Annotated in this window: 26 protein-coding genes and 1 pseudogene; 16 read left to right on the top strand and 11 right to left on the bottom strand. The window is 33.6% G+C overall.

The genetic code is table 11. The features are described 5' to 3' along the window. Nucleotides 1–102: 102 nt before the first annotated feature. From ACIQ4I_RS02335 to ACIQ4I_RS02305, 7 genes are all read left to right on the top strand, one after another. The gene (locus ACIQ4I_RS02335) at nucleotides 103–1,152 is read left to right on the top strand and encodes a DUF4097 family beta strand repeat-containing protein (protein WP_403092432.1); all 1,050 of its coding nucleotides are present in this window, start codon (nucleotides 103–105) and stop codon (nucleotides 1,150–1,152) included. Nucleotides 1,153–1,522: 370 nt separating this feature from the next. Next, nucleotides 1,523–2,152 carry a hypothetical protein gene (locus ACIQ4I_RS02330; protein ID WP_403092430.1) on the top strand — a complete coding sequence of 210 codons (630 nt, stop codon included), beginning with the start codon at nucleotides 1,523–1,525 and terminating at the stop codon, nucleotides 2,150–2,152. Nucleotides 2,153–2,346: 194 nt separating this feature from the next. After that, nucleotides 2,347–2,877, top strand: coding sequence for a signal peptidase I (gene lepB / locus ACIQ4I_RS02325; RefSeq protein WP_403092428.1), 531 nt, complete (start codon nucleotides 2,347–2,349; stop codon nucleotides 2,875–2,877). A gap of 160 nt (nucleotides 2,878–3,037) precedes the next feature. After that, the gene (locus ACIQ4I_RS02320; RefSeq protein ID WP_403092426.1) at nucleotides 3,038–3,544 is read left to right on the top strand and encodes a YusW family protein; all 507 of its coding nucleotides are present in this window, start codon (nucleotides 3,038–3,040) and stop codon (nucleotides 3,542–3,544) included. Between the two features lie 325 nt (nucleotides 3,545–3,869). Next, a complete protein-coding gene (locus ACIQ4I_RS02315; RefSeq protein WP_403092424.1) occupies nucleotides 3,870–5,189 on the top strand; it encodes an SPFH domain-containing protein in 1,320 nt (439 codons plus the stop codon). A gap of 12 nt (nucleotides 5,190–5,201) precedes the next feature. After that, nucleotides 5,202–6,293 (top strand): TFIIB-type zinc ribbon-containing protein, encoded by a 1,092-nt coding sequence (locus ACIQ4I_RS02310; protein ID WP_403092422.1) that lies wholly within the window; start codon nucleotides 5,202–5,204, stop codon nucleotides 6,291–6,293. Nucleotides 6,294–6,412: 119 nt separating this feature from the next. Continuing rightward, nucleotides 6,413–6,766, top strand: a complete 354-nt coding sequence (locus tag ACIQ4I_RS02305) for a VOC family protein (protein WP_403092420.1) — start codon at nucleotides 6,413–6,415, stop codon at nucleotides 6,764–6,766. A gap of 172 nt (nucleotides 6,767–6,938) precedes the next feature. On the opposite strand, the pseudogene ACIQ4I_RS02300 reads toward ACIQ4I_RS02305, so the two are convergent. The 3 genes and pseudogenes from ACIQ4I_RS02300 to ACIQ4I_RS02290 all read right to left on the bottom strand — a co-directional run. Further along, nucleotides 6,939–7,064: pseudogene (locus ACIQ4I_RS02300) on the bottom strand (DinB family protein); the annotation flags it as partial. Between the two features lie 54 nt (nucleotides 7,065–7,118). Further along, entirely contained in the window at nucleotides 7,119–7,649 is a 531-nt protein-coding gene (locus tag ACIQ4I_RS02295) for a GNAT family N-acetyltransferase (protein ID WP_403092418.1), read from the bottom strand. 246 nt (nucleotides 7,650–7,895) lie between these two features. Next, the gene (locus tag ACIQ4I_RS02290) at nucleotides 7,896–8,801 is read right to left on the bottom strand and encodes a DMT family transporter (RefSeq protein WP_403092416.1); all 906 of its coding nucleotides are present in this window, start codon (nucleotides 8,799–8,801) and stop codon (nucleotides 7,896–7,898) included. Nucleotides 8,802–8,911: 110 nt separating this feature from the next. Here ACIQ4I_RS02290 and pdxR point away from each other — a divergent pair, with 110 nt between their 5' ends. Next, nucleotides 8,912–10,303, top strand: a complete 1,392-nt coding sequence (pdxR, locus tag ACIQ4I_RS02285) for a MocR-like pyridoxine biosynthesis transcription factor PdxR (RefSeq protein ID WP_403093344.1) — start codon at nucleotides 8,912–8,914, stop codon at nucleotides 10,301–10,303. 345 nt (nucleotides 10,304–10,648) lie between these two features. On the opposite strand, the gene ACIQ4I_RS02280 is transcribed toward pdxR, so the two are convergent. Further along, nucleotides 10,649–10,963, bottom strand: coding sequence for a YbjQ family protein (locus ACIQ4I_RS02280; protein ID WP_397538634.1), 315 nt, complete (start codon nucleotides 10,961–10,963; stop codon nucleotides 10,649–10,651). A 255-nt stretch (nucleotides 10,964–11,218) separates the two neighbouring features. Between ACIQ4I_RS02280 and ACIQ4I_RS02275 the strand changes: the two genes are divergently transcribed. Then, nucleotides 11,219–11,884 (top strand): HAD family hydrolase, encoded by a 666-nt coding sequence (locus ACIQ4I_RS02275; protein WP_403092414.1) that lies wholly within the window; start codon nucleotides 11,219–11,221, stop codon nucleotides 11,882–11,884. A gap of 92 nt (nucleotides 11,885–11,976) precedes the next feature. Here the strand turns inward: ACIQ4I_RS02275 and ACIQ4I_RS02270 are convergent, their stop codons facing one another. Together ACIQ4I_RS02270 and ACIQ4I_RS02265 are read right to left on the bottom strand one after the other, a co-directional pair. Continuing rightward, a complete protein-coding gene (locus ACIQ4I_RS02270) occupies nucleotides 11,977–13,257 on the bottom strand; it encodes a dicarboxylate/amino acid:cation symporter (RefSeq protein ID WP_403092412.1) in 1,281 nt (426 codons plus the stop codon). Between the two features lie 260 nt (nucleotides 13,258–13,517). Further along, nucleotides 13,518–14,564 (bottom strand): DctP family TRAP transporter solute-binding subunit, encoded by a 1,047-nt coding sequence (locus tag ACIQ4I_RS02265; protein WP_403092410.1) that lies wholly within the window; start codon nucleotides 14,562–14,564, stop codon nucleotides 13,518–13,520. A 111-nt stretch (nucleotides 14,565–14,675) separates the two neighbouring features. Between ACIQ4I_RS02265 and ACIQ4I_RS02260 the strand changes: the two genes are divergently transcribed. The 4 genes from ACIQ4I_RS02260 to ACIQ4I_RS02245 all read left to right on the top strand — a co-directional run bounded on the left by ACIQ4I_RS02260 (nucleotide 14,676) and on the right by ACIQ4I_RS02245 (nucleotide 18,125). Continuing rightward, the gene (locus ACIQ4I_RS02260; RefSeq protein ID WP_403093342.1) at nucleotides 14,676–16,250 is read left to right on the top strand and encodes an ATP-binding protein; all 1,575 of its coding nucleotides are present in this window, start codon (nucleotides 14,676–14,678) and stop codon (nucleotides 16,248–16,250) included. A 15-nt stretch (nucleotides 16,251–16,265) separates the two neighbouring features. Further along, nucleotides 16,266–16,952 (top strand): response regulator, encoded by a 687-nt coding sequence (locus ACIQ4I_RS02255; RefSeq protein ID WP_403092408.1) that lies wholly within the window; start codon nucleotides 16,266–16,268, stop codon nucleotides 16,950–16,952. Nucleotides 16,953–16,991: 39 nt separating this feature from the next. Further along, a complete protein-coding gene (locus ACIQ4I_RS02250; protein WP_403092406.1) occupies nucleotides 16,992–17,504 on the top strand; it encodes a GrpB family protein in 513 nt (170 codons plus the stop codon). A gap of 219 nt (nucleotides 17,505–17,723) precedes the next feature. Then, a complete protein-coding gene (locus ACIQ4I_RS02245; protein WP_403092404.1) occupies nucleotides 17,724–18,125 on the top strand; it encodes a hypothetical protein in 402 nt (133 codons plus the stop codon). Between the two features lie 1,058 nt (nucleotides 18,126–19,183). On the opposite strand, the gene ACIQ4I_RS02240 is transcribed toward ACIQ4I_RS02245, so the two are convergent. After that, nucleotides 19,184–19,951 (bottom strand): GNAT family N-acetyltransferase, encoded by a 768-nt coding sequence (locus ACIQ4I_RS02240; RefSeq protein WP_403092402.1) that lies wholly within the window; start codon nucleotides 19,949–19,951, stop codon nucleotides 19,184–19,186. A 41-nt stretch (nucleotides 19,952–19,992) separates the two neighbouring features. Then, nucleotides 19,993–20,697 carry a response regulator transcription factor gene (locus tag ACIQ4I_RS02235; RefSeq protein WP_403092400.1) on the bottom strand — a complete coding sequence of 235 codons (705 nt, stop codon included), beginning with the start codon at nucleotides 20,695–20,697 and terminating at the stop codon, nucleotides 19,993–19,995. Between the two features lie 116 nt (nucleotides 20,698–20,813). On the opposite strand from ACIQ4I_RS02235, the gene ACIQ4I_RS02230 reads away from it, so the two are divergent. Further along, nucleotides 20,814–21,764 (top strand): carbon-nitrogen hydrolase family protein, encoded by a 951-nt coding sequence (locus ACIQ4I_RS02230; RefSeq protein WP_403092398.1) that lies wholly within the window; start codon nucleotides 20,814–20,816, stop codon nucleotides 21,762–21,764. Nucleotides 21,765–22,007: 243 nt separating this feature from the next. Here the strand turns inward: ACIQ4I_RS02230 and ACIQ4I_RS02225 are convergent, their stop codons facing one another. Both ACIQ4I_RS02225 and aspA read right to left on the bottom strand, forming a co-directional pair. Next, nucleotides 22,008–22,616, bottom strand: coding sequence for a histidine phosphatase family protein (locus ACIQ4I_RS02225; protein ID WP_403092396.1), 609 nt, complete (start codon nucleotides 22,614–22,616; stop codon nucleotides 22,008–22,010). 225 nt (nucleotides 22,617–22,841) lie between these two features. Further along, nucleotides 22,842–24,263, bottom strand: coding sequence for an aspartate ammonia-lyase (aspA, locus tag ACIQ4I_RS02220; RefSeq protein WP_397538623.1), 1,422 nt, complete (start codon nucleotides 24,261–24,263; stop codon nucleotides 22,842–22,844). Nucleotides 24,264–24,622: 359 nt separating this feature from the next. Between aspA and ACIQ4I_RS02215 the strand changes: the two genes are divergently transcribed. Both ACIQ4I_RS02215 and ACIQ4I_RS02210 read left to right on the top strand, forming a co-directional pair. Beyond that, nucleotides 24,623–25,174: a sigma-70 family RNA polymerase sigma factor gene (locus tag ACIQ4I_RS02215; RefSeq protein WP_403092394.1), complete on the top strand. Its 552-nt coding sequence runs from the start codon at nucleotides 24,623–24,625 to the stop codon at nucleotides 25,172–25,174. Beyond that, entirely contained in the window at nucleotides 25,161–25,709 is a 549-nt protein-coding gene (locus tag ACIQ4I_RS02210; protein WP_403092392.1) for a hypothetical protein, read from the top strand. Before ACIQ4I_RS02215 ends, ACIQ4I_RS02210 begins: the two co-directional genes overlap by 14 nt. 162 nt (nucleotides 25,710–25,871) lie before the next feature. Here the strand turns inward: ACIQ4I_RS02210 and ACIQ4I_RS02205 are convergent, their stop codons facing one another. After that, nucleotides 25,872–26,609 (bottom strand): SDR family NAD(P)-dependent oxidoreductase, encoded by a 738-nt coding sequence (locus tag ACIQ4I_RS02205; RefSeq protein WP_403092390.1) that lies wholly within the window; start codon nucleotides 26,607–26,609, stop codon nucleotides 25,872–25,874. Nucleotides 26,610–26,635 lie beyond the last annotated feature (26 nt).

Raw genomic sequence — 26,635 nt, 5'->3', positions numbered from 1 at the left:
ATCTAAATCAATTTTTGTGATTTTCTCTTTCCAAAGCAGTATATGTTGGGAAACTATCAATTATCTATTTTGTTTAAAAGAAAAAGAGAAGAGGGATAATTTATGACTGAACAAAAATATTTGATTCAACTGGAGGTTGCTTTACAGAAACTAAATCCTTCAGAAAGACGAGATATTTTACGAGATTTTAAAGATTATTTTGAAAATGGAAGAAAAGAAGGTAAAAGCGATGAGGAAATCATTTCATCATTAGGCGCTGCAGAAGAAATAGCTGTGGAATTATTAAAAGCTTATACAGAAGATGAATTTGTCGCAAATAACCAAATAGAGCCATTAGATGTTGAATATTTTCAACAAGTACAAATTAAAGTTAAGGATGTAAATGTGATTGTTAAACCTTCACCTGACCATAATGTGTATTCAAGTATAAAAGATCAGGATAGTAAGACTAAAGTTCAAATGAAAAATGTTAACGGTACATTACATATTACCATTGATAGAGAAGAGAGCTACCGTAAGTTTCTATTTTTCCGAGTAGGAATGCTATTAAGCGGAAATGCTACGGTTACAATACAAGTACCTGAACGGATATATGACCAGATTTCTATTGATAATGATAATGGTTATATTAAACTAAGTAACCAACAATCTAAGGTCGTTACAGTAGAAACAGATAACGGACGTATCGAACTCGAAAAGGTTTTAGCAAACGAAGCGAATGCCAAAACGGATAATGGAGATATCTTGATTGAACAATGTCAATTCACAAAATTCTATTCCGAGACTGATAATGGCCGTATTGAAATGACAAACTCGCGATCAACTTTTTCTAAATTACGTACAGACAATGGACGCATTGAATTGAAATCATTACACGGTGACGTGGATGCCAAAACGGATAATGGACGCATTGAAATGTATGTACCGACAATCGAAGATACTATTCATCTTGAAACAAGTATGGGGCGTATTCAACTGTTAACAGATCAAGTTCTGACAAATGGTCATATACAGGCTGATTCTGATTTGGGGAAAATTGAAGTATTCGGTCAATCAGGACGAAATTATATATATGGAAATGGTCTACCAAAAGTACGTTTAAAAACGGCTGTTGGGAAAATCATTGTTGATTTAAAATCTGAAAAGGCATAAAACTATGGACGCTGTTGTTTCTACAGCGTCTTTTTATATTTCAAGGAAAAGATAAGAAAGCCCATCCAGATGTATTGAAAAATTATACTCTTGTACATTTATTGAAATGTACTAAAATGTTTTTAAACTTAGTCACCCCTATTCATTGCTCATTTCGTAGGACGTTGTTAATATAGTAATGATGGTTATCCACCATTTTATCCTGCATTAATGGCAGTAAGATCCCACACTTCAAAGCTCAAGTAAAACGCTTGACTATGGTTAGGAGATCAACTGTTCATAAATGTCCGATTGGTTCAACTAACACACAGTAGGGATAAAGAACCCCACACTGTGTAAAGTTTCACTTTATTAGTATTGGAGAATTGATATGAATATTTTAAGACTATTAATGTTTTACCTAGTTGTATTGGTAATAGGTGCAATTTTTATTTGGCTAAAAGTACCAACTAGTATTTCTGTTGCATTTTTTACAATTCTTGCAGTAGCGATAGTTGGTTACTATGCTTATACAATGACATCTTCAAAAAATACAAAAGCGATACTTCGCCAAGTACGTAATCAAAAAAGAAATCCAACATACGCCTATGCTCTTGCGATTAAAGAAGGTTCAAAGGAAGATGAAATTGCAGCACTGGACAGACTAATCGAAAAGTTCAAAAATCAACCAGATGGACAGCAAGATTACAAATTTCAACGGGCAGTTCGTTTAGGGGAGCTTGCTAGCGCTAGAGAAATCGTAAATTCGATGAAAAACGGTCCGCTTAAAACGTATAATATGGCATATGTTGAAGCATTATCAGGAAAATACGGTAATGCAAGAAATTATCCGTTCTATCAACCTTGGATGCCACACTCAATCGAAGCAGTCATTGCAAAAAAGCAGCATAAACTGGATCGCTATAAAGAAGAAATGCAACTTGCAATCGACAAATCAAGAGGGATTCAACGAATAATGAATCAAGTAACGTATGAGAAAACGTTGAAAGAATGGAAATAAGGTATTTCAAATCATTCTGACAGTAAGTTTCATTTTTTGCTTTATTTATATTAAACTTATCGGTATACAAAAACCTGCATTCATAAAAGAATGCAGGTTTTATTCATTTTTGAATTGACAAAGTTCCATAAAAAATATGATTATTAAGATAATAGATTCAGATGATTATATAAAGAAATTAGGCGAGTGAATTTATGGGCAAGTATTCAAGTTTACTAAAGGATTTACGAAAATTTTTTCTAATATTGATTGTGATGATCTGTTTAGCGATTAGCTTTCGTGCTGTTATTTCTCCTGAAATTGTAATAGGGGATAGTATGGAAAACAGCTTACATGAAAGGGATTACTTAATTTCTAGTAGACTTGCATATAAGTATCAAAAGCCTCACTACGACGATATTGTGAGCTTTGATGCAGAGCTCGTAGCTGGACAAGATTTGTTTATTAAACGTGTAATAGGCTTACCTGGAGATCATATTCAGATTAAGGATAATGTTCTTTACCGAAATGGCAAAGCAGTTGATGAGCCCTATATTAAGGAACCAATGGACACAAATGACTTAGATATAAAGGTTGATAAAGGTAAAATTTTCGTAATGGGAGATAACCGAAACCATTCAATGGATTCTAGAGATTTTGGAACAATTGACTTCCATAAAGAAGTCCGTGCCAAAGCTTTGTTTCGTTTAAAGCCGTTAAATCAAGATTTTAAATATAGTGAATAGAGTTCAGGAGCAGCATGCAAATATTGAGCATGCTGCTTTTTTAATTCATCAGTTAAAAATTCTTTAATCTCAAATTTCATCTTTTTTAAATTAATTTGGAATTAATGTTTTTGAATCGGGAATGCTAACCATACTTATTAGAAAGGGGATTGATTGTAAAATGATGAGATGGTCAACTTTTTTAGCGGTATCAATTCTAACAGTTATATTAGTTGGTTGTGGAAGTGGAAATAAATCTGATAATGCATCAAATGTAAAAAGTAATGTTCCAACTTCGGAAGGCAGTGCGTATGATTCAACAAATAGATCAACTGATACGACTAAAACCAATGATAATACACAAAATAAAGCTTTTAATTTTTCTGAATTCAAACTAGACGCTGACTATGGTTCTAATCAATCATATGAGATTGATTTTGAAAATCGAAATAATGGTGCAGATGCTTCAATGGAAGATCAACGTAAAAATCAGAAAATTGAAGGTAACGCAGCTTATACAAAACTTGAACCATTATTCAAACAGTTAAAATTCGATGTCAATACACCAGATGCAGAAGTAAAGAAACAAATTCTTAAAGTATTTAACCTCGATTCCAATTATAAAAAAGTAGAGTTAGATGTTAAATTTTCTGATGGAACGAAAAAGAAATATACTTTTACTCCATAGAAGTGTTTCTGTAGCCAAATAAAAACATATAAAACGATGTTCATTTAAGAATGTCGTTTTATTTTTTGTTTATGCAGATTGATAATATTTATACTTTTATCAAAATTAATCTTATGAATTGAGTTTGATAAAAAATCTAATAATAATTAAGGGATAGTATATTTAATCAAATGTTTAAGGAACTATGAATTTGGAATAATGATTCTGGATACATTATACAGTATGAAACTTTTTTAGGTATAAAACGTATATGTTAAGTGAATTACATTCTATATTCCCATAATGATAGAATAAATTTTATTACATAAAAAAGGATGGGATACTCATGGGTTTAATTAAAGCGGGAATCGGCGCTGCAAAAGGCGTTTTAGAGGATCAATGGCGCGAATACTTTTACTGTGAAGGGCTTTCGAAGGAAGTTCTGGTTACAAAAGGTGTCAGACGAAAAACAAAACGAGGCTCAAACAAAGGCAATGACAATATTATTTCAAATGGCTCCATCATTGCAGTAAACGAAGGACAATGCATGATGATCGTTGAACAGGGGAAAGTGGTAGAAGTTAGTGCCGAAGCAGGCGAATATGTATACGATACTTCAACTGAACCGAGCATCTTGTTCGAAGGAGATTTTAAAGAAAATATTCTTCAAACATTTATGGAGATTGGGAAACGTTTTACTTTCGGCGGTGAGCCACCTAAGGATCAACGTATTTACTACTTTAATACAAAAGAAATTATGGGCAATAAATACGGTACACCAAGTCCAGTACCATTTCGAGTAATCGACCGAAATATCGGTTTAGATATTGATATTTCAATCCGCTGTCATGGTGAATATTCGTATCGTATCATCAATCCATTATTGTTTTACAAAAATGTATGTGGAAATGTTGTACAAGAATATCATCGAGATGAAATTGATAGCCAATTAAAAACCGAATTAATGACAGCATTACAACCTGCTTTTGCCAAAATTTCAGCACTAGGTGTTCGTTACAGTGAAATTCCTGCGCACACAATCGAATTGGCAACAGCATTGAACCAAGTATTATCAGAAAAATGGCTGGAATCACGTGGTTTAGCTGTGGGTACCTTTGGTGTTAGCTCGCTAAAAGCTTCAGAAGAAGATGAAGCAATGATTAAACAATTGCAAAAAAATGCAGTATTTCGTAATACATCAATGGCTGCTGCTCAAATTACTGGAGCTCAAGCAGATGCTATGATTAAAGCTGCAGAAAATGAAAATGGAGCACTTGGTGGATTTATGGGGATGAATATGGCTTCACAGGCTGGCGGTGTGAATGCAGGACAACTTTTCCAAATGGCTTCACAAACTCAACAAAGTGAGCAAGTACCTCAAAACAATCAAACATCTGCAAATAAGTGGGATTGTGCGTGTGGCCAAACAAATACGGGGAAATTCTGTTCAAACTGTGGAACACCAAAACCAACAAATGAAGGATGGACTTGTACATGTGGTTCTTTCAACAAAGGTAAATTCTGTTCAAATTGTGGATCGAAAAAACCAGAAGGAACACCAACCTATATTTGTGACAAATGTGGTTGGAAACCAGAAGATCCTTCAAACCCACCAAAGTTCTGTCCTGAATGTGGCGACCTCTTTGATGATAATGACAAACAATAGGAGGGATATACAGTGAGCGAAACTGTAAAAGATGCAAAAATCGATTTTGATGCTGAATGTCCCTCATGTGGTGCATCTATTGAATTTAATCCTAAAAACGGTAAGTTAAGCTGTCCCTATTGTGGTTATGAAACAGAAATTGCAAAACCAGAAGATGAAAACGACAAAGTAGCACAGGAAATGGATTTCTTTGCAGCTGAGAAACGTGGGAATTTTGACTGGGGTGTTGAAAAGAAAACAGTTATCTGTAGTGAATGTGCATCTGAGACAATTTATGATGCGCTACAAGTTGCGGATACCTGTCCCTATTGTGGTTCACATCAAGTAATGGAAGCAGCGACGGTAGATACACTAGCTCCAAATGGTGTTTGTACATTTGAAGTAACTGATAAAGAAGCAGGTTCAAATTTCCAACGCTGGATTAAAGGAAGATGGTTTTCACCACGTGCTGCAAAACTAAGTGCTAAGCCTGATGCTTTTAAAGGTGTCTATTTACCTTATTGGACATTTGATACAAATACAGGATCCTATTACACAGCAAATTATGGTATTAACCGTGTCATGAGAGATAAAGACGGGGATACATATATCGAAACAGATTGGTATACTACCTCTGGGTTTTATCAAGAATTTATAGATGATCAATTAGTGAGTGCAACAACACGGTATGACCATGATATGATGAGGAAAATAGAACCTTTTAATTTACTGGACAATAAATCCTATAAACCTGAATATGTTTCTGGATTCTTGGCAGAACGATATAGTATCGGTTTAGAAGATGGATGGAAAATTGCACAGCAAGATATAAAGAATCATATTCGACAACAAATATCATCAAAGATTCGCTTTGAACGTGGAGCAGATCAAGTTGGAAGTATCCAGTTTTCTACAACACATGATGACATCACGTATAAATATTTGATGCTACCTATTTGGCTATCATCATTTCAATATAAAAACAAAGTTTATCAATTTATGGTGAATGGACAGACGGGTAAAGTTGGCGGTCGTGCACCTATTTCTCCAATAAGAGTAGCAATTGCCGTAATTCTTGCATGTGCTATTTTGGCTATCTTTGGATATTACTATGAACATTCATAAATCGCGCTTTAACAAGGAGCGTTTTCTTATCTAGCTAACGGGAAGCTTAGTGAAAGAAGGAATTCGCTTTCAAAACTAGAATTTAATTAAATAACTAATGGGATAGGAAGGAGATTCTTATGAAAATAAAGGGTTTTGGAGGAATCTTTTGGAGGACTAAAAATCTAGAAGATATAAAAAAATGGTACAGTAAAGTCCTAAATATAGAAATTGAAAATTGGAATGGTACCATTATTACACCACAATCAGGAAATGAAACTATCTTTTCCTTCTTTTCTGAAGATGACCGCTATTTTCCAACAGAACAACAAGTGATGTTAAACTTTCAAGTTGAAAATTTGGATGACAGTATCAAACATCTAGAAAAAATAGGTGTTCCCCTTGCTAAGGAAAAGACGATTCATGAATTTGGAAAGTTTGTTTGGATTGAAGATCCAGAGGGAAGACGTATAGAGCTTTGGGAGAAGGAATAGGATAATAATAAATTTTGTTATCGAACTAAAGGGTGCGTTAGTTCAACAACAAAATGAATTGGACCATACATATTTGATATGTGTGGTCCTTTTTATATCAACAGTTTTAATTTTCTAACATTGGAATCCAATTATTTTTTTCTTCCAAAATAAGATGCTCAATTACTTCTTAGACATTCCATATCCCTTCACCTTCATTGCATTGCAACCATTCATCAGATAAACCTGATAAAAAACACTCAAATGTATGTGGTGTACGATCCAGAATCTCGATGGCTTCTTTTATATTAAAATTTATATAACACTCCCTTTCTATGATTAATCACGAGCTACTTGCTTCTTAGGTTTCCTGTTATTTTTTTATAGCGTTTTCTGTATTGTCAAATATCAAAAGCTTAAGCTCTTCGGGGTCATCGGCTAACTGAATCAATTTCTCAAACTGAAAACCAATTTTTTTGAGCAGACTTTCTGAAGCTTGATTCTCTTGAGACGTGATTGCCACAATGCGAGTTAACCCTAATTTATCTTTTCCATAAGACATTACTGCGGAGGCTGCTTCATAAGCATATCCTTTTGACCAATACTTTGGGAGATAGGCAAATCCAATATCAACATCTTCCAAGGAATCTCTTTTTACCAAACCACATATTCCAATCGGTGCATGATCTTCTTTTCTTTCCACCAAATAAAGGCAGAAACCGAATTGTTCATACATTTGAACAGGTCCATTCATAATATAAGCTCTTGCATCATCTAGTGTCCTTACACCACGATCACCTATGAAGCGCAACCAGGAAGGATCGTTCATAAGCTCAAGGATAAATGCCGCATCATCTGCTGTTTGCAGTCGAAGGATAAGTCGATTTGTTTCAAGAATTTTCATTTAGTTTACCTTCCTTATTTTCTTAATTAACTTATTATACTAGATGTTTGACCGAAATCTGAAAATAAGCATAAGAATTATTTTTCTTGTTTAGCCTTTTTAAAGAATCTATAAATTGTGTTTTGTATTTTATTTGCAAAAATACTTGTGAAAAAATAATATGGGAATCACCGAATTGCTGTTGGTCAACAAGCTGAGAATCAAAAAAATGATCTCTATTTCCAAGTTCACAAGACTCAGTCCTTCTTAATTAGCTCTTTTTAGAGGCAATTTCGCATTATGCCTCCAAGATCCAAACCCTAATGCGATGGCAGCCCCAATACAGCTAAAAAGGCAACCAGCAAACAAAAACAATGATGGATTTGACTCACCGATTAGTACGGAAGCTATTCCTCCTATTACCGGGAAAAGCGCAACCATATAACCACTTTGAGCTCCTCCAATTTTTTCAACAAGCTTCAAATAGAATAACCATGCAACAAATGAAGCAACCAGAGTTAAATATAGCAACCCAGATAAGTATGAAATCGATGTTGGAAATATAAATTCTTGACCTTGAAATAATACAATTACTCCCATCAATAAACTGCCGACTGTAAATCCAATGGCATTTGCGTAGATAGGATTCACATTATGACTTGCATTTCGTGCTGAACTGGCATCACCTACTGCTGTAAGAAGCGTACCTAAGATTGCAACCATAATTCCTTTTATGTCATTGGACCCTTGAAAGCTGTTCAAATTCGGATAGATGAGAATACATACACCTAATACACCTAAAATCCCCCCAAACAAAACGCGTAAATGTAACTTTTCTTTTAAAAAAATCCGGAGAGTAATCGGGGTCAAAATCACCTTTAATGAAAAAACCATTGTTACGATTGCTGCAGAACTCAAAGTTGTGGCGTAATAAAGGCATAAGTAGCTTAATGCAAAGTTACATACACCAAAAACTATTACAAATGGGATATCTTTTCTTGTTGGCCTCCCTTTTGGGTGAAGGAACCAAACAAGAATCAAAAATAAAAAGGCTGTCATAACTAAACGATAAGTTAAGGATAATTCCAAGCTGACAGGAGTTCCTTGAATTTTTACTGCTATAAAGTTGAGTCCCCATACAATCAAACAAAATATGTACATAAAAATTGTCATATGTTCTCTCCCAGATCAAAATTTTTTCTAAATTCATTATTCATTTATACTGTCATTTCTAAAAGGTACAGTTTACAATAAACACAAATGACAGATGAGGTACTTCAATGATGAATGAACTAATATTTAATATTAATCGAGAAAGTAACACTCCTATGTACCAACAAGTTTATCAATACATACGTACTCAGATTTTATCTGGTAAATTAGAAAAGAATACAAAGTTGCCATCGATTAGACAACTTGCTCTCCAATTAGAGGTCAGCAGAAACACAAGCCAGGTAGCCTATGAACAATTGCAATCGGAAGGATATATTCGAAGTGAGATCAAAAAGGGATTTTTTGTAGAGGCAACTATATCGGATGAGACGCTTAATTATGAACCCATTAGAGAACAGCATCACGAAAGAAATCAAACTGACATAAAAACTATCGACTTTAAGATTGGAACGGTGGATCAAGAGAACTTCCCTTTGAAAAAATGGAGAATGCTTACAAACAAAATCGTTAAAGACTCTACCATGTTTTCATACGGAGAAAAACAAGGCGATATTAAATTAAGAAAGGCACTAGCAGATTACTTGTTTCAATCAAGAGGGGTTAATACTTCTGCTGAACAGATTATTATTGGCAGTAGCACACAACACTTGTTATTACTATTGTCGCTGTTGCTTAAGAAAGACTATCATTATCTGGCAGTTGAAGACCCTGGATATAATGTGGCAAGGGAACTATTTGCTCTTCAGTCATTTATCATTGATCCGATCCCGGTAAAAGAACATGGCATCCAAGTTGATCGCCTTTTAAAGTCGCCTTCTAGACTTTTATATGTCACTCCTACTCACCACTTTCCATATGGAGTAACGATCCCAGTCAATGAAAGATTAAAGTTAATTCAATGGGCAAAAAGGGTGGAAGGATATATTATTGAGGATGATTACGATAGTGAATTTCGATACATCCATCAACCTATACCGTCTCTTCAAAGTTTAGATTCTAATGATAGGGTGGTTTATTTAGGAACTTTTTCAAAAGCATTGCTTCCTTCTATCCGTGTAAGTTATATGGTTTTACCTAGGAGGCTAGTAAGTGAATATAAAAAGATACTCCCTTTGCTTGAGCAAACATCCTCATCTATTCATCAGAGGGCACTGGCGGCCTTTATGAATGAAGGATATTGGTACTCACACTTAAGGAAGATGAAAGCTTTGTATAAACGTAAAATGAATCTATTGAATAGAGAATTACTAAAACACTTTAAGAATTATGTTGAAATAAAAGGTGGTAGCTCTGGAATTTTCGTTATTATTGAAGTTAAAACAAATATGAGTGAAGAAATGCTAATTGAAAGAGCATTTGAACACGGAATTGTAGTTTATCCTTGCTCAAACTATTTCTCGAAATATAAACCACAATATCCGCACATTCAACTTGGATTGGGTAATTTAAGTGAAGAAAAGATAATAAAAGGAGTATCTCAACTAGCAAAAAGTTGGTTGTAATCTTGATTTCATCCAGGTATTTACTCGATTGAGGTTAGATAAGTCCATTGAATGCATAAGGAATAGGGTATGTATGCAGAAAGAATAGAAAATATATATGAGCAGTAAATAATAATTAATCCTTTTATAAAAAGTAATGATGAATTTATTAGGAAGACCTCATTTTGATCAATCTTTAATCAAAATGAGGTCTATTTATTTATATCAAATTAGCGTTCTGAGCTGCTTCGTCGTTACACTCCAGTAGGATCTCGTCGTCTGTCTCACTTTTTCTGTTGGAGTCGAGCGGATACTTCTCTAAACGAATATAATGCTACTTTAGTAGATGAACGTTAAATATCAGTATTATGCATAAGTGACTGCCGTACCAGTAGCGACACACATTAACATGCCATCCCGAATTGTTTCGAAATCTAGATCCACACCGATTACTGCGTTAGCACCTAGTTTTTCAGCACGCTCTGTCATTTCAGATATAGCTATTTCACGTCCTTCAGCGAGTTTGCCTTCATATGCTGAACTTCGTCCTCCAATGACATCTGTTATTGAAGCGAAGATATCACGTACAATATTGGCACCCATAATCGCTTCACCTGTAACAATTCCATGATAGGTTAGAATTCTTTTGCCATCAAGATTGTTTGTTGTGGTCACTAACATTTAATCATCTCCCATAGCATATTTTTTCACTTAATTACTATTGTATTTTCAAAACAAAAGAAAAATGTTTGGCTATACAGATTATTTTAATACGTAGAAGGATTTAGTATTTAGTATTTCGTCAGTCTTTAATGGCTTTTGAATATTTCAAAATAAAAGGGTTTATTGAAATATGTCTAGAATGTATATCAAATATTGGATTAAAATTTTATATCATGGTTATATTTTTAGAAGTATACATAGGGGAGAGATTCGATGATTAAAGCTGTTATTTTCGATTTTGATGGATTAATTTTTGATACGGAGACATACGAATTAGAATCTTATCAAATTATTTATAAAAAATATAATGTAGAGTTTCCATTGCAACGATGGTATGAGTCAATCGGAACTAATTTCGTTTTCGATCCTTACGAAAATCTTATACACAGTGATACTAAATTAGACAAAAATGAAATCTGTAAAGAAAGGACAGCCATTTTTGAGGATTCAATATTACAGAAATCTCCTCGAGATGGTGTGATTCTTTATTTTGAACAGGCAAAGGAATTAGGATTAAAGGTAGCGCTTGCTTCAAGCTCAACTAAAAAATGGATTTATAGGTTTTTAGAAATGCTTGATTTGGAAAAGTATTTTGATTTAATTTATACAGCGGATGATGTAACTGAGGTGAAACCAAATCCTGAGCTTTATTTAAAGGTTTTAGAACACTTTGGAATTCAGCCAAATGAAGCAGTTGTCTTTGAGGATTCTCCAAATGGTTCTCTTGCGGCTATTCGAGCTAATATTCCATGCGTAGTTGTTCCAAATGCTGCAACGCAAAATTTAGTTTTTGATCATCAAGTTGCAATGAGAATTAATTCTATGGCGGAAATCGATTTATCTGAGTTGCTACAAAAATTAAGTTTAAAGCAAATCTAGAAGAATAAAAAACCACCCGCAACGAGGAGAGCGGGTGGTTATATCGAAAGCCATTGTCGAGGAGATCGAATTCCTTTTATGACGTTCTGCTATTAATGAGAGTGTGTTTGTTGATGTGCTAAGGCAATTTCTTTTTCCAATTCCTTATGCTTAACAGGATCGAATTCTTTTTCCACTTTTGCGATTACGACTGTAGCAACTGAGTTACCAATGATGTTTGTGATGGCACGTGCTTCAGACATGAAGCGGTCAACACCTATAAGTAATGCTATACCTTCTACAGGAATCATTGGGAATGCAGCAATTGTCGCTGCTAATGTGATGAAACCTGAACCAGTTACCCCTGCAGCACCTTTTGACGTAATCATCAAAATCCCTAGCAAGTAAATTTGTTGCCATATTGATAAATCGACATTGTAAGCTTGTGCAATGAACATTGCTGCCATTGATAAGTAGATAGATGTACCATCTAAGTTAAATGAATAACCAGTTGGAACGACTAAACCAACTACTTGTTTTGAACATCCGAATCGTTCAAGTTTTCGCATAATAGATGGTAATGCTGATTCAGATGATGAAGTACCAAGCACAACGAACAATTCATCTTTGATATAAGCAATGAATTTAAAAATGTTAAATCCAAAGAATTTTGCGATTAGACCTAATACGATAACAACAAATAAAAACATTGTAATGTAAACAGAAGCCATTAGTAAGCCTAAAGATTTTAATGAACCTAAACCAAAATTACCAATTGTGAATGCCATTGCGCCAAATGCCCCAATAGGAGATAGTTTCATAACCATTCCGATAATTTTGAAGAAGATTTCAGATACTTGTTCGCAAAGTTTAATGACTGGTTTTACTGGATCTCCAATTGATGCAGCGGCTACCCCAAATAGAATTGCACAGAATAATACTGGCAACAATTCGCCGTTTGCAAGTGATCCGAAAAAGTTATCTGGAATAATATTCGAGATAAATGCTACAAAACCATGATCAGATTCAGTAGCTTGTTTTGTAAATTGTGAAATGTCTCCACCTTTAATATGTGAAGTATCTAAGCCCTTACCAGGTTGGATAATGTTAACAACAACTAAACCGATTGCTAAAGCAATAGAAGAAACGATTTCAAAGTAAATAAGTGCTTTACCACCAATTGTACCAACTTTTTTTAAGTTGCCCATTCCGCCTATACCAGTAACAACTGTAAGGAAGATAATTGGAGCAATTAGCATCTTAATAAGTTTAATAAAGATATCTGCCAATACTTTTAATTGAGCACCAAAACTAGGGAAAAGGACACCAACGATAATCCCCAGGATAATTGCACAAATTACTTGAACGGTTAAGTTTTTAAAGTTAATTCTCATAGTCATACCCTCTTTGTGTGAAGTTTATTTCTGCAAATTGTTATCGCTTACATGGAACATAATACTCTATAAAAACTGAAAACCATTATTATGGTGATAAAACTCTTTTTGGTCATTTTGGTCAAAAAGCTTTGATGGGTACTCAAATGTATCGCAAAGCCAGTCATAGCGCTGAATAAGAAAAAACCGAGAATAAATTCTCGGTTTAAAAAATTTTTAGATAATTTAAGAATTAAGGTCTTTTTGTACTAATACAGATATTAATGATTAACCTCAGATTGGATTTCTTTTAAGAAGACGGAACCGATTTCATCCTTATAAGATGTATATAACGGTTGGAATTTCTGCTCCCATCTTTTCTGTTCTGCAACAGATAGGGAAGTGATATCAATATTCGGTTCTTTTTCTAATTTTTCTAAGTCAACTTTATTCATTTTTTTAGCCATTTGAAAATTCCATTCGGTTGCTTCACTCATAGCCTCTGTCACATCTTCTTGTAGGTCTGGTGGAAGACTATTCCAAAAGTCTTCATTCATCAAAACTGCATACCCCAGTAATCCATGATTCGATAATGTAATATGATTTTGAACTTTATAAAAACCTTTTGAATAAATATTTGAAATTGTATTTTCTTGCGCATCAATCTCATGATTTTCGATTTCAGAATACAGTTCATCAAATGAAGTGGTGATGGAACTTGCCCCAAGTAGTTCAAATTGTGATTGTAATACGTTACTTGGCATAGAACGAACTTTCAAGTTTTGAAAGTCTTCTAGCTTTACTAATGGGTTTTTCTCCGAAATCATTTGTTTAAAGCCATTATTCCAGAAAGCTAGACCTTTTATATCAACATGACCTAATTGGTTAAGTAATTGTTCACCTACACGACCATTTAGTATTTTCTTTACATCTTCATCTGTATGAAACAAGTATGGCAAATCTAATACTTGCCAAGAGGGGATTACTTTTGTCATTTTAGAGAAAGTTGGAGCAATCATCTGTACATCTCCATCTTGCAATGCTTTTAATTCGTTATCATCGTTATAAAGCATTCCATTTGGATAGATAATGACATGTATACGACCATTTGTCTTTTGCTCTAAAAGCTCAGCAAATTTTATCGCTGTACGACCCTTTGGTGTATCTTCTGCAACTACATGACTAAAGTTGATCACAATTTGTTGATTTAACCCTTGCTGTTCATGATCAACCGGTAACGATGCTGTTTGCCAAAATTGCTGCTTATAGCCAATGGCACCTAGAAGCAGCACAATTGTTAAAATGGCGGTTGTAATATAGACTTTCATGCAATCACCAACATTCTGACATTTTCTTTCTATTCTAACATAATTTCAAGTGATACAATATTCGTATACTAACAGATAGGAGGAAGAACGGTGAAAAAGAAGCATCTGTCAATGAACGGCAAAATCATGTTGCTCACCTTCTTCATCATCGTATTTTCATTTTTAGTAGCAGGAATTTTTGTTTTAGGTAATATTCTGTCCACAAAGGAAAAAGAGTTAGGTAATCAAGCGATGCTTATTGCAAGAACCGTTGCAAAACTTCCAGAAGTTCAAAAAGAACTATCAACAGATAAAAAACCTATGGATCAAGCAAAGGTCATCAATGAAACAATAGAAGGCATACGTATTATTAACAAAGCAGAATATATTGTTGTATTAAATATGGATCATATACGTTTATCTCATCCTGTAAAAGCCTTAATCGGTAAGAAATCTAATACGAGCGATGAAAATGCAGCTTTTGCTGAACACTATTACTTGTCTAAAGCAAAAGGTGAGGTCGGAAAAACCATGCGTGCTTTTGTACCGATTATGAATGACAAGCATCAACAAGTTGGCGTTGTGATCGTAGGGTACAGTCTTCCGACAATAATGGAAATTTTATATAGTATTCGTAAAGAAATCTTTGTTGCAACGTTATTATCACTCTTATTCGGTGCTTGGGGTGCATGGATGCTCGGTAGAAATATGAAAAAACAGATGTTTGATTTAGAGCCACATGAAATTGCTAAGCAGTATACAGAACGAACAGAAACATTTAATGCCATGCACGAGGGGATTATAGCTATTGATAATGACTTTACGGTTACTATTTTCAATACGAAAGCAAAACAAATATTAGGTGTAGATCAGCAAGATTTAATCGGTAAAAAAATCTATGATATTTTACCAGATACTCGTTTACCTGAAATTTTAGATTATAATATCCCTATCTATAATAAAGAGCTACTTATCAACCAGCACAATATTATGAGTAATCGTGTACCAATAGAGGTTGATGGGGAAATAGTTGGTGCAATCGCTATTTTCCAAGACCGTACAGAAGTGAAAAAGCTAGCTGAAGAACTTACAGGTGTGAAAGAATTTGTACAGGCATTACGTATTCAAAACCACGAACACAAAAACAAAATTCATACAATAGCTGGGTTATTACAGCTTGGTCATTATCAACAGGCATTGTCTTATATAGAGGAAGTAAAAGAAAAGCAAGATGAGATTGCCAATTTTTTAAATGATCGTATCAAGAATCAAAACATCTCTGGTCTGTTACTAAGTAAGATTAATCACGGAAAAGAACTCGGAATCGATGTAGAAATTGATATGAATAGTCAACTTACGTATTTACCAGATCAATTAGACTTTAATGATTTTGTTGTTATAATTGGGAATTTAATCGAAAATGCTTTTGATGCACTTCAATTGATAGATAAAGACGATAAGAAAGTTCTAATTAGTATCGATCAAGACGAGGAGACTTTATCTATCTTAGTCGAAGATAACGGTGTCGGTATGTCCGAAAAAGTGATTTCGCGTATCTTTGCAAATGGCTATACCACAAAGAGAAATGAAAATCATGGAATAGGTCTTTATTTAATACAAGACATTGTTAGAAAATTAGATGGTACAATTGATGTAACGAGTTCCCCAGGAGAAGGGACAAGCGTGTTTGTTACGTTTTATTTATAAAAGGGGATGAATGATATGCAACCGATTCAAGTATTATTAGTCGAAGATGATCCAATGGTTCGACAAGTGAATCGTCAATTTATCGAACAAGTAGCTGGATATCATCTAATTGGTACAGCTAAGAATGGCATTGAAGGCATTCAACAAATTAAACTGCTAAAACCGGATCTTGTCTTTATGGACATATTTATGCCCGAGCAAGACGGTATCGAGACATTAAAAAAGATACGCGAAAAGGGTTTAAAAGTCGATGTCATCGCTGTTACCGCAGCAAATGATATGAAAACTATTCAGAAAATGCTACAACTCGGTGTATTTGATTACATTATGAAGCCATTCTCATTTGAACGAATGAAGCATACATTACAAAATTATCGACTCTTTAAAGCGAAAATTGAAGAAAAGAATGAGATGACTCAGAGTGAGCTTGATACTCTTTTACACAAGCAACAAAGCTCACCTCAAATTTCAGATGAACACTTACCAAAAGGTCTGAATGCTGCAACACTAGCGAAAATTGTTACATTTATCGGTACGCAAGAGCAATCTGTTTCTGCTGAAGAGGTGGCAAATGGCGTTGGTCTTGCTCGAGTAACTGCTCGTCGTTATTTGGATTATCTTGAAAAACAAGATAAAGTGAAAATCGATATTCAATATGGCGGAGTCGGAAGACCTGTTAATCAATATCGATTAATTCACTAGTAAAGATAATGAAGAAATAATTGAAATGGAGATGAAAAGATGCGTGAAGTGAAGGTTGTTCCTTACAATGAAAATTGGCCAGAAATGTTTAATTTAGAAGCAGAGAATTTGCAAAAGCTATTACCCGAGGAAATAATCGAGATTTATCATATTGGTAGTACGGCGATACCAGATATGCCTGCAAAACCAATTATTGATGTGCTTGTGGAAGTTAAGAACATTCAACAGATTGATGATTTCACGGAGCGGCTTGCTACCAATGGTTATAGAGCTTTTGGTGAGAATGGCATACCAGGCAGACGTTTTTTTGTTAAAGGAACCTTATCAAATCGCACACATCATATCCATATGTTCCAATCAGGAGACAAAGAAATTAATAGACATTTAGCTTTTCGTGATTTTCTAATAGCAAATCATCATGAAGCACTTCAATATGGTGCTTTAAAGAAAAAATTAGCACAAGAAAATCCAGTTGATATCGAGAAGTACATACAAGGAAAACATGATTTTATCCAAACAATCGATAAAATGGCTGCTGTATGGGGAAAATAAGTGGATACATATCATATTTACTTTTTTTGCCAATTCGATAAAAGTGTCAATTTAACTTAGAAAGGCTGTTAAATACTAGCTGATGTATAAAAAGTAACCATTTTTGTGGTTGCTTTTTATTATTGCCAAAATGTTCAAATAAATTTGTGCTTTAAATGTTTTTAATGCATATAAATAGGGAATAGTGTGTTGTAGAAACAAAGGACAGGGGGGTTAGAATTGATATTTGTTTTTATCACACTTATTTTATCGTTAGCCTTGATTCCATTGGTGTTAATTGATATAAAAATCAAGGTATCAGAAACTCAATATGATTTAGCAATTCGTTCATTAGAATTACCAGAAGAAACACTATCAAACAAAGCTCAAAATCGTATGAATACAAAACAACGATTATCTAAACTTAAATTAGTAAATTGGAATAAAATACAAACAAAATTAAATAGTAAATATCTAAAAAAAATACTTATTAGTGGATATACATTAATATTAGATAGTAGCAAATCATTGAAGCGTAAAATGAAGGAATCGTGGGACAAAATGCATCATTTGAGAAAGTCAAAAAATAACAGAACAAATCGCAGTATTAACAATCAAACAACTAGATCAGCAAAACGTTAAAAACTTCAGTTATCAAGGCTGAAGTTTTTTTAATGCATAAAAATCATGATATCTTTGAAAAAATCTCAAATATCTCACTGTTTCAAGTATACTTATCCAATGAAACGTAACTTCCTAGAATTTATATTATGTAAACTAAAAAGAAAAATAAGAAAGAGGGCTTGATTACATCAATTCCCCATTATTATTTGTACTTTTCGATTTACGATTGTGAAGTTCTTTATAATTCATGTGAACGATAACTCTCCTTTTACGATAATGTGATGAATGTTTAATATTTTATCTGAAGATTTTATTCTTGCAACTACATGCTGATATCGATAAGTTGTTTTGTATTATGAGATTGAAAAAATTATTCACTATCATACAGTCACCAGCTATGAATACGATTTGCAGCTCTTTTTAACGTTTTTGACGGATCATGGCTGTTCAACCTTGTTAAATGAGATTACCTAGAACCAAGTACTCAATTTATTCAATACACGACATTAAATCACCAAAAATCGATAGTATACTCCTTGTCTATATGACCTTGACGGATCTACAACAGTTATTTCGCTATCTAGAACACACTCATTCACGTTTTGCGACACGAAATGAGGTAATTGTCTAACTATTATCTACGACCGTTTTAAGACGTTCTGAGCTCGTTTCATTAACATGAGAACAAGTTGGTTTTGTAAGTGAATTAATTCGAATTGATGTGAGCTTGTTTTCCTGAATAAAAACAATAAAGTATTGATCAGCGTGGTTTGCATGTCATTTTCAAATATATGTTGAAAAAGTCTGACCTCCCCTCACCCGTTTAACACTGCATTATTTAAGGTATACACCTTTTATCACAAAAAATTACGATTGTATATAATGTTCGTGTTTTACTCAATTATTAAAGTGTCCAGCCAGTGGAGGAATCGCACTTTTGTTATTTAAATACGAACGTTCGAATTGTGTTAATATAAAATCGTTCGCTGATATGTGTTTATCTCAAACAATCTTCACTAGTTTTATGTATATATCACGATTCTATTCAAGAATCGCGCCAGATTGCTGAATAAGTACTAACTATTTGTTAATAAGTTCTTTTTATTAATCATTTTTATAAATCTATTTTTTGTTTCAGGGTGATATGTAATAATTTCTCCATTGTATATAACAGTGAACACTCCAAATGGTGTAGGCGATTTTTTTTGAGCTACATCATAACTATCCATATCAACTATTTGAACACTAATACTTAAATCTTTAGAAGCCTCAATTATGTTTCTAACAGCATCTTGAATATACGGGCATTGATCAGACTTAAATACAGTAATTCCTTCTTTATATTCTTTTGCAGATTCATTCCAGTCATAAAATTGTGGTTTAGAGTTTTCATTGAAACTAAGAGCCATAAGTTCAAATTCATCAATTTTATCAACCATTTTGAAGCCTTTTCTTTCAAAAAACTTTTTATTAGGTAACCATCCTTGCTCACTTGTGACTAAAGCAACGCCCGATAGCCCTAATTGTTTGGCTTCATCTATACATCCATTCAATAGTTGACTGCCAAATCCTCTTCCCTGACCCTTTCCAACAATCCAAAAGCAATGAATAACCATATATTCTTTAGCATTTATAGCTCTCCACGTAAATTCACCAGGAATATATTCAATAAATCCTTTTTGCCTTCCATTCTCTTGGATTATTTTAATTTTTAATCCCTCTTTTAATCTTTCTTTTACCCAATTAAGTTTTTTCTGATAACCATCAGAATTCGGTTTACTCCGCATACAAAAAAAGCCGTATTTATCAACATTTTCAGCATCTACATCAATAATTTCAACCATACTATCCCTCCTTAATATAAAATAAAACTCATCCGTTATCCTTATTCGATCTTTTTCAATAATGAAACACGGTTATTTACGTTTAGTTTTTTGTAAATATTTTGTATATGCTTTTTTACTGTGTTTTCGCTTATAAAAAGTTTTTGCGCAATGATGGAATTTGAATAACCCTTCCCTATAAGTTCGCAAACTATTTTCTCCGATTTTGTTAACAAGTTTTTCGAGATATTCGGCTGAAGATGTTTGCATTGTAATGCAATATTATAGGCAAGGAGCTCTAAATAAAGTATTGTATCATTCAAAAATGCAGTATGACCTTTTTCACCAATGAATGAAATACCACCAATAAGTTTGCCATCATATTTTAAATACATCCCCATTTCGTGATATATTCCTCTCGTTCTCATAAACTCATTATAATACGCACTTTTTTCATATTCTGAAGTCGTTACAATATCTTGTAAATTAAGAGTATTTTTAGAGATTATTTGATCTTTCACATTTATTGGTAACAAATAATCTTGGGACATATAATTCTTCTGATAAAATTCAATATCACTCTCATTTTGGTTAAGTATTAAAGGCTGTGTAATTTCCCCTTTCTCATTACACAGCCAAAATATTGACTGCTCTAAATGGAATACTTGGTTAAATAGCTGTAAAACTTGTGAACGGAAATCTTCAATTTGATGGATATGGTGAAGTTCATGTAAAATGTATTTCAATTTTTCGATGTTTAAGTTCATTTTCAAACCTCCCCTACAAATATTCCGAATTATCTAAAATATTATCATTTAAGGTAATAGATTTGCTACTATTTTCACTTTACAATTGAACTAATCGTATAAAGGAGGAATGTTTTATGAGTTCATTAAACATTGGGGTTGTTCAAGTAGCTTCATTTATGGAACCTGGGGATGGTGCTAAAACAAAGGATACAAATTTGCAGACGATTTTCAGTAATATTGAGAAATTAGTTTTCATGAATCCAACGGTTGATATGATTGTTTTTCCTGAGTTATTTTTAAACGGTTATGATTCAACGATTTGGGATGAAATGGCTGAACCAATTCCAAATGGACCTACGATTCAAGCGTTATGTAATAAAGCAAAAGAAGTGCAGAAATGGATTGTTCCAGGTTCACTTGTTGAACGTGGGAATGATGGAAAACTGTATAATACGACATTACTTATTTCTCCTGAGGGTGAGATTAAGCTTAAATATCGAAAAGTGTTTATTCCATATCCATTAGAGGTTTCATCACCTGGAAATGAGTTCCCTGTATTCGAGATTCCTGGGGTTGGAAAAGTAGGATTTGTCATTTGTGCCGATGGACATTATCCAGAATCAATACGTAACTTAGTAATGAAAGGTGCAGAATTGATTATTAAACCTACTCTTCAAGGTGAATGGATAGGTGGGTTACGAAATCATACACCGATTGCCATTACGCGAGCAGTGGAAAATCAATGCTATGTAATTAGTGTGAATCAAGCTGGACCGGCCGGAATGGGAAATACGGTAGCAGTTGACCCTGAAGGACGTATTATCGAAGAATTAAACATCCAAGAGTCCTTTACATTTATTTACGTTGATTTTGAAGAGGTACGCCGTGTTCGAGAGACAGGTGCATTTGGCATGTTTGGCTTCTTAAAAATGTTAAAAGAATTTAAAGAGGATGGCTGCAATGTAGATGAATGTTATGTAAATGATATTTCACAAGCTCCTGTTTATAACAATTTAACATTCCCACATCCTAAAATGCCATCAGACATTATTCGCTACGATCTGAAAAAACCAACAAACGTCTAATTAATTGACTTTCTTAATACTTGAGATGGGCATTATCATCGTGCCCAAAGATTATATACTTCGTCAAGCTCGAGGGCACTGAAAAGTCCTCAAAGAGATTTCAAAGTAAGTGAACGATATGTCGTTCACTTACTCGTTTCGACTGAAGTCGCCCCCTTCTAATACAATCAACTAGTGTATGCCGACTATTAGAAAACCTTTCTTTTTCAAGATACAATTAAAGCACGTTAGTTACATCTACACTCAGAATTCATCATATTCGTAACAAAATCTTTCAATTTTATTATTGTTCAATTTAAAGAAGGTATTTTGAGATACCTCCAATCTTAATAAATGATCTTTTTTTAAATTTTGATAAACTCCCCTAATTATTCTTCCTGTTAGTCCGTGCGATACAGCAATAACTTTCTTTTTATCCTTTATACTTTCTAACCATTCTGATATTCTCATCACAACTGAATCATAGCTTTCCCCATCTGGAGAATTGAAATACCAATTGTAAGTATCAGTATTTTCAAGCAATTCAGGCCATGAAGATTCAATTTCTTGTATGGTTAAACCCTCCCAAGAACCTACTGAAACCTCTTTTAATCGACTGTCAGTAGTCACTTTATTCAAGTCATATCCCAATATTTCGCAAATAATTTCTGTACTTTGCAAAGTCCTTCCTAATGGACTCGAAATAATTTCCCATTCACTAGGCTCATCAATTACAAGTTTTAATAACTTTGATATATTTTTCACTTGTTCTATTCCATCATCAGTTAATGGTGAATCAAGTTGTCCTTGGTATCTCCCTTGAGAATTAAAAACTGTTTCCCCATGTCTAATTAAACATATTGTTTGCTCCAAATTGTTATCCTCCTTCGTACAATAAAATTAATTGTTTCATATGCAGTCTACCAATATAGTATCTTATTTACAAAAAATCATTCTATTGTATTCCATTCTTTTTTCCAACTAAACTTCCCATTTAGTTGGAAAAAAGCTCTATAATGCACAAAAAAAGTGAACGAATCATTTCGTTCACTTTTTTTGTAATTTATTTTAGTAGAGTCTTTTATACAAAGAGCTCACTTATTTAACTAAAGATTTACCACCAGCAATACCAGGTTGTGTCATTGCATAAGGATCTAAAATCTTATCTAGTTGTTCTGCTGTTAAAGCCCCAGATTTTATGCAAAGTTCACGTACAGAAGCACCTGTAGCTATAGCTTCTTTAGCAATTTGTGCAGCTAATTCGTATCCAATATGTGGGTTTACCGCTGTGATAATCCCAACACTCTTTTCAACATATTCTTTTAGATGCTCTTCATTTGCTGTAATACCTACGATACATTTTTCTGTAAATACTGTGAATACATTACTCATTGTAGAAATCGATTGAATTAAATTAAAGAATAATACAGGTTCCATTACATTTAATTCAAATTGACCTGCTTCAGAAGCTGCTGAAATAGTTAAATCATTACCCATAACTTGGAAAGCAACTTGGTTCAAGACTTCAGCCATAACAGGATTTACTTTACCAGGCATAATTGATGATCCTGGTTGACGTGCTGGTAGTACGATTTCAAATAAGCCATCACGTGGTCCAGAAGCCATTAAACGTAAGTCATTTGCGATTTTAGACATATTAATCATACAAACTTTTAAATTTGCTGAAACTTGTGTATAACAATCCGTATTTTGAGTTGCATCAACTAAATGTTCTGCACCTTTTAATGGTAAGCCACTTAATTCGCTAAGATTTCGAACGACTGCATCAATGTAAATTGGATCTGCATTCAATCCTGTACCAACGGCAGTTGCTCCCATATTTACTTCATATAGGTGTTGTCTTGACAGTGAAATACGATCAATGTCACGAGAAACTACACGACTATATGATTCAAATTCTTGACCAAGTAATACTGGGACAGCATCTTGAAGATGTGTACGACCCATTTTAATAATACCTGCAAATTCTTTTGCTTTAGAAATAAATGCATTTTGCATTGTTTTAGAAGCATCAAGTAATTTATTTAATAAACTTAAAACTGCGATATGAGTAGCAGTTGGAAAAGCATCATTTGTTGATTGAGACATATTAATATGACTATTTGGGCTAATTAATTTATAATTCCCTTTTTCTTCTCCCATCAATTCAAGCGCACGATTTGCAATTACTTCGTTTGCATTCATGTTAATAGATGTACCTGCTCCGCCTTGAATAGGATCTACAATAAATTGGTCATTCCATTTTCCTGCTATGACTTCATCACATGCTTGAATAATGTATTGTCCAATTTCTTTTTCCAGCATGCCCACTTCCATATTTGCTAGTGCTGCAGCTTTTTTCACAATACCTAAAGATTTAATTAGTTCAGGATGAATTCGATATCCCGTAATCGGAAAGTTTTCAATTGCTCTTGTTGTTTGAACACCATAATAAGCATCTTTCGGAATTTCTTTTTCTCCTAAAAAATCTTTTTCAATACGAAATTCTGTCGTTAACATAATAATATTCTCCAGTTCTATGATGTAATTAGGAAGCGTTTACATTGTTTTTTCTAACACAGATTAGATAATATAATATTTTTATAAAAAAAGAAATAGCGAATCAAAATATATTATCGATAATTTACATTATCTCAACAAAATTATGTATCTATATATCTAATGACGCATCATAATGTAATAAACTGGTAGAAGAATTTTGTGACTTGCTTGAAAAAGGAAATGAATGATGTCCAAGAAAAGTGCATTTTAACTCCTTATCTCCAGAATTTTATTGTTATGGTATATTTACAATTTTTTGAAACGTAGTGAGGTTTTCACTCGTCTTTAGGGAAATGGAAAAAGAAAGGAGTGAAAAAATGGATACATACGCAGAAACGATGGATTTTTCTAACTCATATGAGTGGCTTAACTATTTAATGGATGAATATGGTGAGAAGTTAACGAATTTGGCCTATGGTTACTGTAAAGACTGGGGAAAAGCAGAAGAAATTGTTCAGGATGTTTTCATAACCTGTTTTCATCAATATAAAAGCCGTCATAAAATTAAATCGTATAAAGCTTGGATCTATCGAATTACTATTAATCGAGCTAAAGACTTTCTTCGATCAGCCTGGTTTAAACGTGTGATTGTTCAAAATGAGCTCTTTGCACATTTAACTTCGAATACATCAACACCTGAACGAAACTTAGTAAGTAACGAAACAAGTAAACAGTTGGCAAAAGCTGTTATGCAATTACCTCTTAAATATCGCGAAATGATCATGCTCTTTTATTATGAAGAACTATCTATTCAAGAAATAAGCGAGCTTATTAATATGAATGAGAACACAGTAAAGACTCGATTAAACCGTGGTAGAGAAAAACTAAAAACATTATTAGAAAGAGGTGATTATTATGAACGACTATAAGCAAATTCGGAGTTCCTTAGAAAAAAATATCTTCAATGAAAGTCATTTTACAATTATTCAAAAATCCAACATTCGTAACAAGTTGCAAAAAAAACGGCGTTATAATCTAGTACCCTATATTGTCTTGGCTTTATTTTTAGTAACTTTATCAGGTTTTCTTTATCTTAATTTTAATAGTACTCCGCCGCCTTCACATACAGTCAATGGCACGTATGAAGCAAAAGCAGTATATTTAAAAGAAATTCAATTTGTTGATCGTATTCATAAAGGAAATACGTTAAATTTTTCAAAAGGAAAATTAACGATTGTTAACAATGAAATATATAACGCGATAAAGCCTAATATGGATACAGAAGACTTAGCTGGATTGAAAAACAACATAAAGGTTATTTCAAATATTAAGATTAATACAAAAGGCGATACTTTTTATATTACGGGTGATGAAAACTTCTCTATGACGCTTCAAATCATTGCCCCCCGAATTGTAATGGATGAAAAAGGTAATGAGTATTCTACTAGTACTTATTTAGAGTGAATAAAGGTTAAATTAAAACAAGCCAATGAAGCTTTTAAGAACTTCATTGGCTTGTTGAATTATAGCTTTGTCTTGATTACTTGACTTCTGTAATTTCTTCAAACTGCACATTTTTTACGGAAATGGTATTGCCAATTTGCAAATAAGTTAGCATGCTTCACGTTACATATAAGCGCCACCATCGACTACAATGACTTGTCCGGTAATATAACTAGCTTCTTTTGAAACTAGATAACTAACAGCTGAAGCGATTTCAAAGGGTTGTCCCATTCGATCAATGGATTGATGGATCGTATCATATGGAACACCTTTTGTAATACCTGTTTCCGTAGCTCCTGGTGCGACGGAATTACAGGTGATATTGTATTGTCCAATTTCTCTCGCTACCCACTTCGTTAGCGCAATAACTCCACCTTTTGATGCTGCATAGGCAGGTCCAGATCTTCCGATTGTTTCATCACCAGATTTGGCGCCACCGTTCATGCCGGAAATAGAGCTAATATTAACAATTCGACCTGCTTCCTGATTTTTCATATAAGGATAAACAACCGCCTGTGTAAATAAGAAAGTTGCTAATAAATTCGTGTTAATATCCCGTTCCCAATCATCCACTGTCATTGTTTCTAAATTTAATCGACTAGCTGTACCAGCATTATTAACTAAAATATCGATATGACCAAAAGTATTAGCCGTTTCTTGCACAACTTGTTTAATAAATTCTACCTCTCTAATATCACCTAAGTGTTCAACATGCCCGTCACCTTGCAATAGTTTCATCGTGTCATTGCAAGAATTCTTATCTACTAATACGATTTGAATGTCTTTTTGATCTAAAGCTATGGCAATGCCTTGACCAATGCCACTTGCCGCGCCTGTTACTATGGCTACTTGTTTTAACATATTCTCACCCCGTAACAAAGTAGAGG

The sequence above is a fragment of the Rummeliibacillus sp. NPDC094406 genome (genome assembly GCF_044763875.1).
GTDB lineage: Bacteria > Bacillota > Bacilli > Bacillales_A > Planococcaceae > Rummeliibacillus.
The sequence above is the reverse complement of the archived record's forward strand: the minus strand, read 5'-3'. Positions and strand labels throughout refer to the sequence as shown.